The sequence below is a fragment of the Paenibacillus sp. J22P143 genome (assembly GCF_059692035.1).
This window is the reverse complement of sequence record NZ_JCAUAQ010000002.1, coordinates 117,222-132,024: the sequence shown is the minus strand read 5'-3', so window position 1 is coordinate 132,024 and position 14,803 is coordinate 117,222. Positions and strand designations below refer to the sequence as shown.

Annotated in this window: 8 protein-coding genes; 2 read left to right on the top strand and 6 right to left on the bottom strand. The window is 46.3% G+C overall.

Annotated features, from left to right (window positions below):
* Window positions 1-19: 19 nt before the first annotated feature.
* From AC58PQ_RS04355 to AC58PQ_RS04345, 3 genes are all read right to left on the bottom strand, one after another.
* Window positions 20-4,609: a rhamnogalacturonan lyase family protein gene (locus AC58PQ_RS04355; RefSeq protein ID WP_497240750.1), complete on the bottom strand. Its 4,590-nt coding sequence runs from the start codon at window positions 4,607-4,609 to the stop codon at window positions 20-22.
* Window positions 4,610-4,813: 204 nt separating this feature from the next.
* Window positions 4,814-6,154 carry an ABC transporter substrate-binding protein gene (locus AC58PQ_RS04350; RefSeq protein WP_497240749.1) on the bottom strand — a complete coding sequence of 447 codons (1,341 nt, stop codon included), beginning with the start codon at window positions 6,152-6,154 and terminating at the stop codon, window positions 4,814-4,816.
* A gap of 183 nt (window positions 6,155-6,337) precedes the next feature.
* Window positions 6,338-7,213, bottom strand: a complete 876-nt coding sequence (locus AC58PQ_RS04345; protein ID WP_497240748.1) for a 5'-3' exonuclease — start codon at window positions 7,211-7,213, stop codon at window positions 6,338-6,340.
* Between the two features lie 189 nt (window positions 7,214-7,402).
* Here AC58PQ_RS04345 and AC58PQ_RS04340 point away from each other — a divergent pair, with 189 nt between their 5' ends.
* Entirely contained in the window at window positions 7,403-7,999 is a 597-nt protein-coding gene (locus AC58PQ_RS04340; RefSeq protein ID WP_497240747.1) for a Uma2 family endonuclease, read from the top strand.
* Window positions 8,000-8,115: 116 nt separating this feature from the next.
* On the opposite strand, the gene ssuE is transcribed toward AC58PQ_RS04340, so the two are convergent.
* The 3 genes from ssuE to AC58PQ_RS04325 form a co-directional block, all read right to left on the bottom strand.
* Entirely contained in the window at window positions 8,116-8,658 is a 543-nt protein-coding gene (gene ssuE, locus AC58PQ_RS04335) for an NADPH-dependent FMN reductase (protein ID WP_497240746.1), read from the bottom strand.
* A gap of 161 nt (window positions 8,659-8,819) precedes the next feature.
* Window positions 8,820-12,092, bottom strand: a complete 3,273-nt coding sequence (locus AC58PQ_RS04330; protein WP_497240745.1) for a glycosyltransferase family 39 protein — start codon at window positions 12,090-12,092, stop codon at window positions 8,820-8,822.
* An 82-nt stretch (window positions 12,093-12,174) separates the two neighbouring features.
* The gene (locus tag AC58PQ_RS04325) at window positions 12,175-12,402 is read right to left on the bottom strand and encodes a DUF7667 family protein (protein ID WP_497240744.1); all 228 of its coding nucleotides are present in this window, start codon (window positions 12,400-12,402) and stop codon (window positions 12,175-12,177) included.
* A 301-nt stretch (window positions 12,403-12,703) separates the two neighbouring features.
* Between AC58PQ_RS04325 and AC58PQ_RS04320 the strand changes: the two genes are divergently transcribed.
* Window positions 12,704-14,458, top strand: a complete 1,755-nt coding sequence (locus AC58PQ_RS04320; RefSeq protein ID WP_497241286.1) for an alpha-glycosidase — start codon at window positions 12,704-12,706, stop codon at window positions 14,456-14,458.
* Window positions 14,459-14,803 lie beyond the last annotated feature (345 nt).

Sequence of the window (14,803 nt, the reverse complement as noted above, 5' to 3'; positions counted from 1 at the left end):
GCACTGTCCCACTTTTTCACTATTGTTTCTGGAATAATCGGTAGATAATTACGGCTGATTGCGCTCGTGTTGCCGAGCTTTTCGGTTCGAATGAATGAGCAGTAACTCCTTGGATGATACCACCCTGTTGCATCGTTTCTACTGCTTTTACCGCATAGTCTGCGATGTTGGATTTATCTGTAAACGACTGTTCCACTGAAGCACCCTTCAAATTTAATTGAAGCAACTCTGCTGCGCGATAGGCCATCACAGCCATATCCTCTCTTAAGATCGGATCATTGATACCAAACGTTCCATCACTCTTGCCTTCAACAATGCCTAGTTTCTCAGCAGCTGCAATCGAGCTATAGTACCACTCGCCCGCTTTAACATCACTTAGTGCGCTAATCGCCTTGTTATCAGCAAGTTCGAACGCTTGCATCAACATTTTCACAAATTGTGCGCGAGTCACTTGACTGTCTGGAAGAAATGCATGACCACCCATCCCATCAATGACACCTCGGGCTGCGAGTGCTTCGATCCCTGCCTTCGCCCAACCAACATGTGCAATATCATCGAAGCTAACATCTACGTAGGCCGCTGCATATTTGCTAAAATGTGCTGGCTTAAACGCCACTTTGCTTGTCACCGCATTGTAAGCTCCATTCGTAACTGGTTGAATGGATCCATTCTCATCCAAATCGTATACGACGATCTTACCCGCTTCTTGGCCAGGTTTCAGGGTATAGTCTAGCGAAACGAACACGTGGCCGTTAAAATTGTTTATCTTTTTGCCGTCTACGCTTAAATTGAACTCATACACTGGATTACCATTCAAAAGCTCTTGAGCTTGCGTGGAAAGCGAGGACACTTCGACCTTGCTAACCGACAACTCCACTTGTGATGACGCATCATTCACATTATCTTTGAACCACTGGGAATCAAGACTTACTGTACCTAATCCCGTTGAGATCTCAACCTTCGGAGCCTGCTGACCCGCTGATGGATGGAATGACTCTGCTGGCAGCTTCACCTCGACAGCGTTAAAGCCTGCAGCAGAACTTAGCTCGATTGTGATCGTTCCTCCATTAGCAGATTGGATGGCTTTACTCAAATCCTCAGAATTAATATCTGCGATTGCATGCCCGCTTGCATCAACATTCACTACATGTTTGATGGAGCCTATTGGTAACTCAGATCCAACAGGAGGAATGATTCCGATACTGGTATCTGGCGAATTAGGCTTATCTGTACTAGCCGCCTTAATCCTAATAACTGCACTACCCATAGCTCCTGAACCATCATTAGCCATGGCTGTGATCTTCACTTTGCCTACCGCAACGGCCGTCAAAAGTCCGTCCACATTGATCGTCGCCAAGTCCGTTGTCGAGCCATCTTCTTGATAAACAGCCCATGTCACCGAATTGCTCGGGACTGCTTCTGGCGTAACATTAGCGCTGAATTGCAGCTGTTCTCCAACCATTATTTCATTAACAGCGCTGGATATTTCAACGCCAGTAGCCAGTACTTCTGTTGCGCGAATATTCGGCTTCGGAGGCGTATCCATACCGTTACCTAGATAAAAACTGGTGTGCGGCGGTTGATTATAACCCGTATTTTGCCATGCAATGCCTAGTCTATAAACAGGATCGTGCATGAGCGTGTAAATACGATGGTCCGTTAGATCTGTCGTCGAATAAATCCGCAGCGCAGTACTGTCTTCTGTTCTCGCAATCACCTCTTCGCGCCAGTCACCGAGGATGTCCGCTTGCAACGCCGGGTTGCCTTTCGTATCATTATTCGAGTATGTTCCATTGAATGTTGCGATATTTTCCAATTGATTCGTTTGGTAATTCCACTTATCAATTTTGGGGATACCCACTCGAAGCGGTTCATCTAACCACTGATGGTCAAGCAGCTCTCTTCCCAGATCTCCGTCCCACCAGATCGCAAAATTAGAGGATGGAATCGAAGTTGATATCTTTTCACCTTTTGACGAGAATAAAGAACCCGCTGTACTGTTCCATTCACCGCCAATGTTCCAAGCCTCTTCGCCTTTGTATCTTGGGTCAATGTCAGCCGTTAAACCGCGACCAATATCAAGTCCAAGCTGCGGTTGTCCCCAGAGAACTCGACCTGTCTTCGCATCCTTTAAATCTGAGGAGTATGGCACCGATGTCGTTTCTTGAACAGCGAATAACTCCAACCCCAACCTATCAGGCTCTAGGTCGCCTAAGTGCATCGCATCCCCGTGTCCTAATAGTGAATTCCATAACGGTGTTCCATCGTCGTTGATTGCTGCTGGACCTGTAACAATTTCATCCTTGCCGTCCCCATCGATGTCAGCAATACTCAATTGATGATTTCCTTGTCCTGCATAAGAGGTGCTTCCGGGATTTTTGGTATCGAACGTCCAAAGTTTGGTAAGCTCGCCATCTCTCCAGTTATATGCAACGAAAACCATTCTTGTATAATATCCGCGCTGCATAACAATGCTCGGTCTTTCACCATCCAGATAGGCAATAGCTGCGCCAAATCGGTCTACACGATTGCCGTAGGTGTCTCCCCAATCGCCGACATTACCCCTTTCTGGTTCGTATGCATCTGTCGCGAGCATTTTGCCCGTCGCACCTTCAAAGACGGTATGGAATTCCGGACCAGTCAAAATATAGCCGCTGGCATTACGGTGATCTGCCGTTGCATCGCCTATCACATTGCCTTGGCCATCAATCGTTCCATCGGCTGTTCGGAAGGTGACTTCCGCCTTGCCATCGCCGTCCAAATCGTATACCATGACATCCAAATAGTGAGCCCCTGCCCGAATGTTTTTGCCCAAATCGATTCTCCATTTGAATGTTCCGTCAAGTTCATAGGCATCCACATACGTATTTCCTGTATAACCAGAAACGGAATTATCTTTGGAATTCGTAGGATCCCATTTCAGTACGATTTCAAACTGTCCGTCTCCATCAAGGTCACCAACTGTAGCATCGTTGGCACGATAAGAATAGGTGTCGCCCAGTGGTGTAACACCGTCTGCTGGTTTCTGGATCGGTACGTTCAAGTAGTTCATATCCCATACATGAGCTGTTTCGGAACGCTTCTGCTCCATGCCATTCAGCACGGGGACTACATAATAAGTCGAATCCGCGTTGCCTAGCGCGTCCTCATAGTTCGTACTGCCTGCAATCGGATCCTGATTAATCTTCAACCCGTTACGATATAGATTAAACGAAATATCTTCCGGGTCAGTACCTAACAAGCGCCATCCTACATATACGTCGTTGCCATCTTTCATAGCTACCAAACCACGGTTAAGACCTTCCATTTGCCTTGCAGGTAATGCTGCTGGCGTTGCAGATACCGTCACACCCGAGGATTCAATAGGCGCTTCACCCTCATACTGGTATACACCTTTCACCAAATACGTATAGGCCGTGCCGTTCGTAAGTCCTGTCAGGGTTGAGAAATATTTGCCTTTGGCAACCGTATCAACCAGTGTAAGAGATTGATCGTTGTTAACTTGGTATATATTTGCTTTCTCGTAGGAAGTATCCATCGTTTCTTCCCATCCGATTTGTACTTTGCTATCATGCGCTTCCGAAGTCACATAGTCCAAATTCGGAGCCTTGCTTAGTTTATTGACATTAACGGTATACGTCTTCGAAATATCTGTATATACATTTGACGTGACCGTCACGCCAATACTGGTTGAGGTCCCTGTCAGGGTGACAGGTGCCGATCCTCCGCTGACCACATCAGCCCCTCCAACTCGAACGATAGAACCGCTAGGGTTGCTAGCAGTCGGGTTAACCGAGAGCGTATTCACGGAGTATGGAACGTCTATGGTGTAATTGTCCACTTTCGGATCAAAATTCGGCACTAATTGCGGGACAACATCCCCGCTACTTAACTGGAGAGTGTTTAAATTCAAGTCCAATGACGTTACACGTACATTGGCAAGATTGATTTTCCCTCCACTTCGAGTCATGGAGAATCCAAAACTACTTATTTTCGAAACATTCGTATTATTAAAGGTTTCCGGCCAGGTAACGCTTGTACCATCGTTTAAATCGGTGATACGCACGGTATTGGTTCTTTGCGGGATATTAAATATCATTTGAAACCGATACCAATGCGATGTATTATATGTGATCTGACTCGTGCCGTTAAATCGTTTGATCAACCCTGCATCGAGCTGATACCGCTGCGCCGCTGAAGTCGTCGCATTTACTTTCCCATCCATCAAAAACAAGGTTGCGCCTTTATTCGAAGGCAAGTTAACATCAAACTCGAAAATCATACCCGCGTTCTGTGCGGGAAAGCGTTGTCCCAGATAGGCAGAAGCATCAACACCATGGCTAATGGAAGCATAGGTTGACCCCGATACCGTCTGCTCCTTCACGATATTGATTTCAGGAGCAGTTCCCTCTTTGGTCCATGTATTGCCGCTTCCTATCGTCAGTAAGCCTGGCGGATAGCCGCTAAAGTCGTCAGATACAAGAGCTGTATCTGCAGCAGAAGCAGGAATTACAAACGTGGACATGAGTAGGGTTACTAAAATTGTACAAGATAATAGCTTCGACAATAACCGTTGACCACTTCTTAGCTTCCTAGTGATTGTTAGCATAAAGCCTCCTAATAACGTGTTGTTATCCACATGATTTCACAGTGGGATGAGTTCAATTATAGAAGTTCTATTTGAAAATAGAATTTAAATAACAGACTCTAATGTTTAATTTTCAGAGCGCATTATTCGACAAAGACGAGCACATGTAGGTAAGTCAAAACGAAGAAAGGGACCAAGTAAGGTCCCCCTGTTTCAAGCTTACTGTTACTTTTTGTTTTTGTCCAAAATAGCTGTTGCGTCTTTACGGAATGCTGCAGCCGCTTCTTGAACCGTAATTTTCTTGTACAAAATTTTCTCAACTGTATCTTTGAGCAGCTTCTCGATTTCAATGGAACCCACTGGATTCGGAGGATCCATAGGGGTACTGTTTTTCTCAGCCCATGCCACATAGTCAAATACTTTGATTTCATTTGGGCTCAAAAGTGGTTTCAACGCCTCTTTCACTTTGGAAGCTACTGGTACGCCGCGCTCACCTTTAATAATTTTGTTCGCTTCAACATCATTGATCCAGAAATCAATGAATTTAGCAGCTTCTTCTTGTACTTTGGAGCTACTGGATACTGACCAATACATACTTGGTTTGAGGAACAACCCTTTGTTCGCATCAGGGCCTGGCATTGGCTGTAGAACAAGGTCACGTTTCGATGCATTTGCTAAACCTATGAATTGGTTCGACCAACCATTGGAGGAAATGGAATTCCCCAATGTCATCTCATCATCTTCCGGTGTGCCTTTCTTTTGTGCAGCTTTATCAAGTGGCAGCAAGACCCCAGCATCGTACCATTTCTGAGTTTGGTTGAAATAATCGATAAACAGTTTATCATCGGTATAGCCTAGACCTGTCCCCTCTGCGTTATACATTTTTTGACCAAGTGTACGTAAATAATAAGGGAAGAAAACGTCATCCCGGAATCCGCCCATGATTTTACCCGCCGCTTTCGCTTTCGTAGCCATCGCGTCCATATCACTCCATGTCCAGTTTTTCTCTGGAGGCGTAATGCCCGCTTTTTTCAACATCTCAAAGTCCATCATGCTGGTTAAAGCATTAACCCCGATGTTCATAGCAACGAGTTTACTGCCCACCTGACCACCTGATAAGGCATTTGGACTAACGTCGTCCACATTCAGAATTTTACTCTTCGTGAATGGCGTCAAATCAGCCAGCTGATTTCTTCCGCCGTATTGGGTTAAATAAGAGATATCCATTTGGATAATATCTGGAAGTTGGTTAGCAGCAGCCTGAGGAGCTAGCTTTTTCCAATAATCGTCAAAAGCAGCATATTCAGCCTCAATGTCAACATTCGGATGTGCTTTCTCATACATTTCAATGATTTTAAGCGTGTAATCGTGGCGCGCTTGACCACCCCACCATGCCATACGTAGCTTGACTGGTTCCTTACTCGCATTAACTGTTGCACTAGGAGTCGTTGTTGTTGTTGGCGCTGTTGTAGCTCCTCCACTTTGGTTACTAGAAGTACCCGAAGAACAAGCGGTTGCAGTGAAAATCATGGATAATGACATTAATGTGACAATTGCCTTTTTCATGGTTTTTCTCCCCTTTGTACGTACATTTCAGAAACCGTAATCGCTTACAAAGCTATTATCTGATATCTACTAACATTTGGTAATGCAAAAAACCGTTTTCTTTGTTCAATTTTCAGTTTCAGCTTAACGTAAAAATGAGAAAAGACAGTACCTACGAGTAGGCACTGTCCCTTAAATGATGCGTTATCCGATCAATCTCATTAATCCTTTGTACTCTAATTCCTCGAACTTGCTGATGACCTTCTCCCGCTCCATCGCCCACTCGCAATCTTCAAGTGCACAAGCGACTGGCGCATCCAAACGTATCGTTGCTAGATCAAGCGATAGATGAAGCATATCCAGCTCAGCCTCGATCTTAGCGCGTACGCCCTTCGGAAGTGCAGCTAAGTTTTCTAGGATACCCGCGATGTTCTGGTACTCATTCAGCAGCTTCGTAGCTGTCTTCTCCCCAATCCCTTTAACCCCAGGGTAATTATCCGCCGTATCTCCCGTTAATCCCTTTAGATCAATGATTTGAGCTGGAGTCAGACTCTTCTCTTCCATGAGTGTATCTAGCGTATACACCATGTAGTTGGATTGCCCTTTTTTCATAATAATAACTTCGGTATTCTCATTCACAAGCTGGAGCATATCATGATCCCCGGTTAAGATTTGCACTTTCGTGTGAGGGCTGTATGTACGAGCCAATGTACCGATACAATCATCGGCTTCATAGCCAACTACGCCTACATTCGGAATGTTAAAACTTGCGGTCACGTCTTTAACCAAATCAAATTGTGGGATTAACTCCTCCGGAGCCGGTCCGCGATTCGCTTTGTAGGCTTCGAACTTCTCTGTACGGAAGGTCTTGCTTCCCATATCCCAGCAGCACACGACGTGGGTCGGCTTGAAGGCGCCGATCGCATCTAGCAAATATTTCAGAAATCCGTATACACCGTTAATCGGCACACCTTTATCGGTTCTCATGATGTAACCGCTAGAGGATGTAGCGTAGAAACCGCGAAATAATAAGGCCATGCCGTCAACAAGCAGCACGGATTCAGTTGAATTTTGTGACATATATAATTGCTCCCATTCCTATGAAAATATGAATTCGCTACGAGTAGTATAGCACGGGCAACCATTTCACGGCACCCAAATAACGGATGTCGCAACATTTACCAAAGCCGCAAGCTATGATGATTGCACGCCTACACTTGGTCGGGTACAATGGATTTAATGTACGTTCCAAACTAGGAGCTGATAAATATGGTGTCAATCAAATCGACAATCCCCGTAGACCGTGTCAAAGAACAGCAAGAATCTTATTCTGAGACCACTCAAGAGTTCCTGGGAATGGAGTACGAGCGATACGAGGTCATTGAAGGCATTCGCTATGATCTTTCCCCATCTCCTACAGTAACTCACCAGAAAATTTCCGCAAGCCTCTTCCTCATGCTTCACCAAACCTGCCACTCAAATGCTACCATTCTTTACTCTCCTATCGATGTATATCTGGATGAGGAAAACCAGTTTCAACCCGATCTTGTAGTCATTCAGCATGAACGCGATTCGATCATTAAGGAGAAGCGCATCGAAGGAGCGCCTGACCTCGTGTTGGAGATTCTATCACCGAGTACGAGTCAGAATGACAAGATTCGAAAAAAGCGTCAATATGAACGATTTGGGGTTAGAGAGTACTGGATTGCAGACCCTGTCCATCGCACAATCGATCAATTTATATCCACAGATGGGAAGTTCATGCTGCTGGAAACCTATGGAGTTACGGATGTGCTGACCTCCCCTCTTATGACCTGTATCCATATCGACGTCAGTACTGTGTTCCCGGCAACAGTTGAAGCATAGTTTTCGTTAAGCATCGAATAGCCTCCACTTGGTGTAAAAATGAGGGCTGTAGTAAGCACAAAAAACCGTCATCGATAAATTGCCTCACGATGACGGTTTTTTGTCTATATTCGCAACTAGCGGCTCGTATGCCATTTAATTTCCTGAATGAATTCCGTTATGGATTCGTTCAAACGCGAGGAGATTTCATCATCCAGAATCGCTTGTCCCTGCTCGCCCCATGTCACTTGTTTATCAAGTACATATACGCCTTGTAAAATGTTCTGTGCGCCTAGGACAGACAATACCGGCTTGAGAGCGTAATCGATCGCCAACAAGTGTGCGTAGGTTCCTCCAACTGCTAGTGGAAGTACGATTTTACGCTCAAGCCCTTTTTGCGGCAACAGATCTAGGAATGCTTTCAACACGCCTGTGTAAGAAGCTTTGTAGACTGGCGTAGCTACGAAAACAGCGTCAGCTTCCGTTACCAGCTTACTCGCATTCACAATAGCTTCACTGTCAAACTTGGCATATAACAAATCCTCCGCAGGAAGATCGCGAACCTTGATCCAGTCTACTTCCAAACCAGCTTGCAGAAGTTCGCTTTTGGCGACTTCGATCACACCATGTAAGCGAGAGGTTGGAGTTGGACTTCCTGAAATAATCACGACTTTAGCCATTTGATTCACTCTCCATTTGCAATTTGTTAATCAAATGAGACTCCGCTACCTTTGCACAATACAAAGTGGGAGTCTCCTTTTGTTCGGTCGACTTTTAATTCATAGTAATTAACTTGGGATTATAATAACATGCCTTTTATTGGGACGTCAATGCGTTTGACTTAAAAGAAATTCCAACCCGGCATCCACCGTAAAAAGAACGAGTATTTAGACGGTATCATCATGCCTGATAAAATTGGATAGAAGAGTGCGAATAGCACGAAGACAGCGATTAAGTAGCCGTATACCCATCTTCTTTTGTGCAGAGGACCCTGCTCCAAATAGTCTTTGATGTAATAGGTTAACATGAGAACTAGGAACGGTACCATTGCAAAATAGTGATAGATAAACGTAAGTCTTGGCACCAAAATCCACGGTAAATACTGAGAGCAGTAAGCAATCAGCAGCATTCGCAGCAATTTATCTTTGCGTTTGATCGCGATATAGAAGGACATCAACACCGCGATAAAGCCTGGCCACCACACGAGTGGATTACCGAATGAAACGATGCTGGAAAGCGTGCCCTTCGGCATAAGCTTCGCTTGGTAATACCAGATCGGACGCAGCATCATCGGCCATTCCCACCAAGGCGAGGCGAACGGATGCGTTGCGACTAAATCCTTATGGTATTTGTACATATGGACCTGGTAGGTCACAATATCTTTCAGATCATGTCCTGGACCTGGAACCATCATGAATGGGATATAGGAGAGCGTATAGACACCCAGTGGCACGATGACAAACATGAGTACGCACCAGAGTATGGTGAGCAGTGTATTGGTGACAAAACGTTTCTGCACACCTTGGAGTTTCGTGATTTCGTCTGCGGAAAGATGGTTACTTTCCTCTTGCACGTTGATTGCATCTTCAGGTGCAGCTTCTGCTTCAGTTTCTCCTGCAGGCTCGTCTCGCCTGTTCTCCCTCAGTAATCGCTTGGCAAATTGATACTCTCTGTACCTCTCCCATAACGAGATGGATAACAGCACGGCCAAACCGGCACCGCCGTAAATCACGATCCATTTGGAAGCAGCACCAATGCCGAAGAACAGACCTGAAAGTCCTAGTGGAATTAAGGTCGCCCAGAGTTTCTCTCTGAAGAAGCTCAAGGTTGTATAACGGTACATGAAATAGAACATGAGCATGATGAAAAACACACCATACACATCAATCGTGGAAATTCTCGTCTGCGCAAAGTGCATGAAATCAAAGCTAAGTAAGAAGGCAGCAATAAGGGCATATTCGGAACGGCCAAACATCCGCTTAGCAAACACATACATAATAGGAATCATTCCAACACCGAATAAAGTACCGATAATACGCCATCCAAACGGATTTAAACCAAACACGTAAATACCGATGGAAATAAGTATTTTGCCCAGAGGTGGGTGCGTGCTTTCATATGGCTCGATCTTGTGGAGGTGTTCATAAGCCGTTCTTGCATGATAAATCTCATCGAAATATGTGCCATTCATATAGGTAGGTGTATAAGGGACGACACTTGCCTCATCAAATAAATGAGCAGTTTTCCCTTGGTCGGAGGCGTTGACATCTTGTTCCTTCACACTGACAATCGGTAAAGGCGTCGTACCCCCATCTCCGAAGATCCCGATTTCATGAAGATGCAGCTTCGCACTCTCTTGCGTATCGATCACAATTTTCACATAACGGGCTTCCTTATTGGCTTCAACGGTATGCCAGGTGAATACTTTTGTATGGTCAGATTTAACCGCCGTGGCATCTTGCCATTGCTCGCCATCTTTTGAAAACCAGTATGAATAAGCGCCTTCCCCGACACCAGCAAAGCTATTAATGCGTGTGATTTGATGCTCGGCTCCGAGATCAGCTATGACCGTCTCCCCTGCGTTCGTTGGTTGCCAGAATGTCGTTGGGTCCTTATGTCCACCAAGGTGGAACAGCGCAATGATTGTATAGACCACCACAAGGGCGCCTAAATAGATGGCATCCTTCCGCGAGAAGAAGCGCCCGCGCTTGCTTCTTTCTATATGATCCTCCGTCCTATGGAAAACCGACTTCCAAAGAGAGGTGTCTCTTACATGTGTTGATTTTACTTCGGACTCAGCTTCCGCCGGAAGCACTTCATCCTTGTCTGCAACAGGAGGTAATGTCTCCTCCACAGTCCCATCTTGATCTGATTTCACGAAAAGCCTCCATCCCAAAATACACGCATAGACAAACATCATAACATTGATCGCCGAAACCGTCAGCATCAAAGGATTATATCGCGGAATATGATAGTCCTGATGAAAGCTCCGCAAAAGCACATCGCCGATATTGATAAAATGCGTAACACTGAAGCCAATAAAAAGCCATAAAATCCGGCGATCCTTCATGTAAATGAAGCTCGTTAAGGCTAGCAATAAGCCATAGTGTAAATAGCGTTCGTGCATTTTGGTCATACACATAAACATGGCTGTGATAAAGAGGAAGGAAATATATAAGACAGCACCGCGCCGATTCTTACCCATCCAATACAGGAAACAGACGTACAGGATGGACAGTACCATCAAGACAAGCCCAATCCATTTATAGGATAGATGCCAAAAGCCACTGTTAATATCAATGAAATTTCCGCCTAAGAGTGAGAACAGATTAAACGCGTTCAGTGACGCATACGGATAGGAAGCTAACGTACCCGAATACAATTCGATCATCCAACCATAGCCTCTGCCCACTGCAAAAGGAAGTGAAAGGACGGCCATTGTGGCTACGCCTGTCAAAACGCTTAACAACCAAACCATCGTGTTGCGTGCACGTATGACATCGATTAATAGAAAGATGCCAAACAGCAGCGCCTGAGGTTTAAGTAAGAGTGCCAGCGCGATAAAAAAAGCGGCTTGAGGCAGTTTGCCCTTCATTTGCATCAACAATGTTGCAACAATAAACAGCATAAAAAAAGAATCCACCTGTCCCCATACCGCGGAATTCGCCCAAATGGCTGGGTTGAGGGCAAATAGGGCAGCAATCCAGAGCGCTTGAATCCAGGTACGCGCCCCTTCTCGTTTGCTGATCGCAAGGCGAAACAGCAGATAAACGGTACCGAGATCCGCAAGAATTGCCGGCAGCTTTAGGATGAGTAACGAACTCCCGCTCTCCCAAGGAATAGACAGCTTATGATGCAAAAAGCCCACAACATATAGGACATACATATAGCCTGGCGGATAATCCAGAAAATAATCTTTGGCATTTGTATATAAGTCCTTCAAACCTACCGTATAGGCGCGATCCGCCCATGCCATGAACGTTCGCACGTCCGTATCATAACCCACCCACGTAGGGGCCAAAACAAGTCTAAGTATGAGGCCAATCAAAAGAAGCAAACCTAATAGATAGAATGCATAGGGAGCTACTCCCCGTTGCTTGAACCAGGTGACCATGCGACATCTCCTTAGCTTTGAACTATCCTTATTATACCTGTCCACACTCTTGCAGAAAAGGAAAAAAGCACCGACGCTAAGGTCAGTGCTTGGGTTCAATCTTTTCGATGCGCTCACAAATGTCATGCAACCAGTCATAATCCCCTGTTAGCGAGGCGCAGAGCGATAAATTTTCTAGTTTTAATCGGTTCCAAACATAGGTCGCGTTAGCTTCCATGCACAGCATTAATTCCTCTTGCTCGCCTCGAGTTAGCTCTCGGCCTCTGCGTAGTGTCCATAATTCCGCCATACGTTGATGAACGGCTAACATGGTTCTTAGCCCCCTGCTCCGTGTAGTCGCTTTCATTACATAGTATTGACAAAGTGGAGGGACTCGAAACAGGAGTAATGCGAGACACCAAAGGAAAAGTTCTATACCTCACAGGAAAAAGTTCTATACCATGTATGAAAAAGTTCTAGACCCCGTGCGTTTAATTTCTTATAATTAAGCTAATATAAAGGCAATGCTACCTAACAGGTACAACCTCGGATTCGAATTTTTTCGAATGGGGGCAGTACCTGTTTTTTGCGTTTATTTTTTCACTTACCCAGAGGGGGCTTATTAGATGTCTATGGTCATTGAAGCGGTCTATCACCGCCCGAAATTAAACTGGTCGTATGCCTATGATGAAAAAACTGTACATATAAGAATTCGCACGAAACGTGATGATGTGAAAAAGGTTTATGTGTATGCAGGGGATAAATATGCTTGGGAGCGTACCTCCGATTATTTGGACATGCGTATTCTAACAAGTGACGCGCTATTTGATTATTGGGAAGCAGCAATTCAGCCGCCTTATCGGCGCTTGCGTTATGGTTTTAAGCTGCAAAATGGGAAGGAGAAGCTCTGGTTAACGGAGCAAGGCTTTTTTCCAAAAGAACCGACGGATTCAAACGGGATGTTTGAGTATCCTTTTCTTAACCCTGCAGACATCCTTAAGCCGCCGGCTTGGGTGAAGGATGCCGTGTTTTATCAGATTTTTCCGGAACGATTTGCAAATGGCGATGCAAGCTTGGATCCGTCCAATGTTGAGCCCTGGGGAGGTAAGCCCACCGCAACGAATTTTTTTGGCGGGGATTTGGCAGGTGTGCAGCAGCACCTAGATCACTTATCTGAGCTGGGCATTAATGCGATTTATTTCACACCTGTGTTCGAAGCGACGACGAATCATAAGTATGATACGCGGGATTATCGGAATGTTGATCCTGGGTTCGGAACCAACGAGACGTTAAAAGCGTTAATCGAAGCCTGCCATAGCCGCGGAATCCGCGTCCTGCTTGATGCCGTATTTAATCACTGCGGACATACATTCCCACCTTTTGTCGATGTGATGGAAAAGGGAGCTGACTCTCCCTATGCGGACTGGTTCCATGTGAAGGAATGGCCGCTTCGTGTTGATGAAGATGGAATCCCTACGTATGAGACGTTTGCTTTTGAGCCGATTATGCCCAAGCTCAATACAGAGAACGAAGAGGTCAAAGCCTACTTGCTGGAGGTAGCTGAATTCTGGGTAAAAGAAATCGGTATCGATGGCTGGCGCCTCGATGTTGCGAATGAAGTCGACCATCACTTCTGGCGTCAATTCCACGACAAGGTGAAGCGCATCAATCCAGATGCTTATATCCTAGGTGAAATCTGGCACGACTCGATGATGTGGCTGCAAGGCGATCAGTTTGACGCGGTCATGAACTATCCCTTCACAACGGCGGTACTCGACTTCGTGACCACTGGTAAATTAGACGGATACGGCTTCGCCAATGCGATTGGCGCTCAGCTGGCCAGTTATCCGCAGCAAGCGAACGAAGCTGCATTCAATCTGCTGGACAGCCACGACACACCTCGCCTGCTCACGCAGTGCGGCGAGGATAAACGCCGGATGAAGCTGGCCGCGCTGCTTCAGTTCACTTTCCCTGGGACGCCGTGTATTTACTACGGCGACGAGGTAGGGCTTAGCGGCGGCGGCGACCCCGATTGCCGCCGCTGCATGGAATGGGACGCGTCCTTGCAGGACCGCGACCTGTTCGCGTTCTACCGCAGGCTCATCGCCCTGCGGCGCAGTTCCGAAGCGCTGCGCACAGGCGCATTGCGCTTCCTGCACGCCAAGCCGGGCGATGCGCGGCTTGTGTTCGAGCGCGTTAACGAAGATGGTGAGCATCTGCTCATCTTCGTTAACGCGAGCCGACGCTCGGCGCAGCTGAGCGTCAAGGACGCAGGCGAGCGCCGCTGGCGCGATGCGCTCGAGGGCGGCGCCGTGGCGGAGCCCGCCGGCGGCAAGCTGCGCCTGCCGCTGCCGGCGTTCGGCTACGCCGTGCTGCGCGCGGAGTAGCTTTGGCGCAGCTGCGAGTATTGGGTGGCCCCGCGCCTTCCCACCATCTGTAGTGATGATTTTCATCACTACAGAGCACATTTCTCACTTTCCCCCATCTGTAGTGATGAATTTCATCACTACAGCAGAGAATATAGAGAAATTGTGCCATTCCATCATCTGTAAGGGTGTTTTTCATCACTACAGCGCGCATTTCTCACTTTTCCCCATCTGTAGTGATGAATTTCATCACTACAGCAGAGAATACAGAGAAATTGTGCCATTCCACCATCTGTAAGGGTGTTTTTCCATCGGCTTACCGTGAAGCTTCCGAGACTATCTTCCGCAAGAGCCCTAGCTAGGCAC

Coding starts and splice junctions, on each gene's coding strand:
- AC58PQ_RS04355 (WP_497240750.1), bottom strand. CDS start 4,609: ATGCTAACAATCACTAGGAAGCTAAGAAGTGGTCAACGGTTATTGTCG.
- AC58PQ_RS04350 (WP_497240749.1), bottom strand. CDS start 6,154: ATGAAAAAGGCAATTGTCACATTAATGTCATTATCCATGATTTTCACT.
- AC58PQ_RS04345 (WP_497240748.1), bottom strand. CDS start 7,213: ATGTCACAAAATTCAACTGAATCCGTGCTGCTTGTTGACGGCATGGCC.
- AC58PQ_RS04340 (WP_497240747.1), top strand. CDS start 7,403: ATGGTGTCAATCAAATCGACAATCCCCGTAGACCGTGTCAAAGAACAG.
- ssuE (WP_497240746.1), bottom strand. CDS start 8,658: ATGGCTAAAGTCGTGATTATTTCAGGAAGTCCAACTCCAACCTCTCGC.
- AC58PQ_RS04330 (WP_497240745.1), bottom strand. CDS start 12,092: ATGGTCACCTGGTTCAAGCAACGGGGAGTAGCTCCCTATGCATTCTAT.
- AC58PQ_RS04325 (WP_497240744.1), bottom strand. CDS start 12,402: ATGTTAGCCGTTCATCAACGTATGGCGGAATTATGGACACTACGCAGA.
- AC58PQ_RS04320 (WP_497241286.1), top strand. CDS start 12,704: ATGGTCATTGAAGCGGTCTATCACCGCCCGAAATTAAACTGGTCGTAT.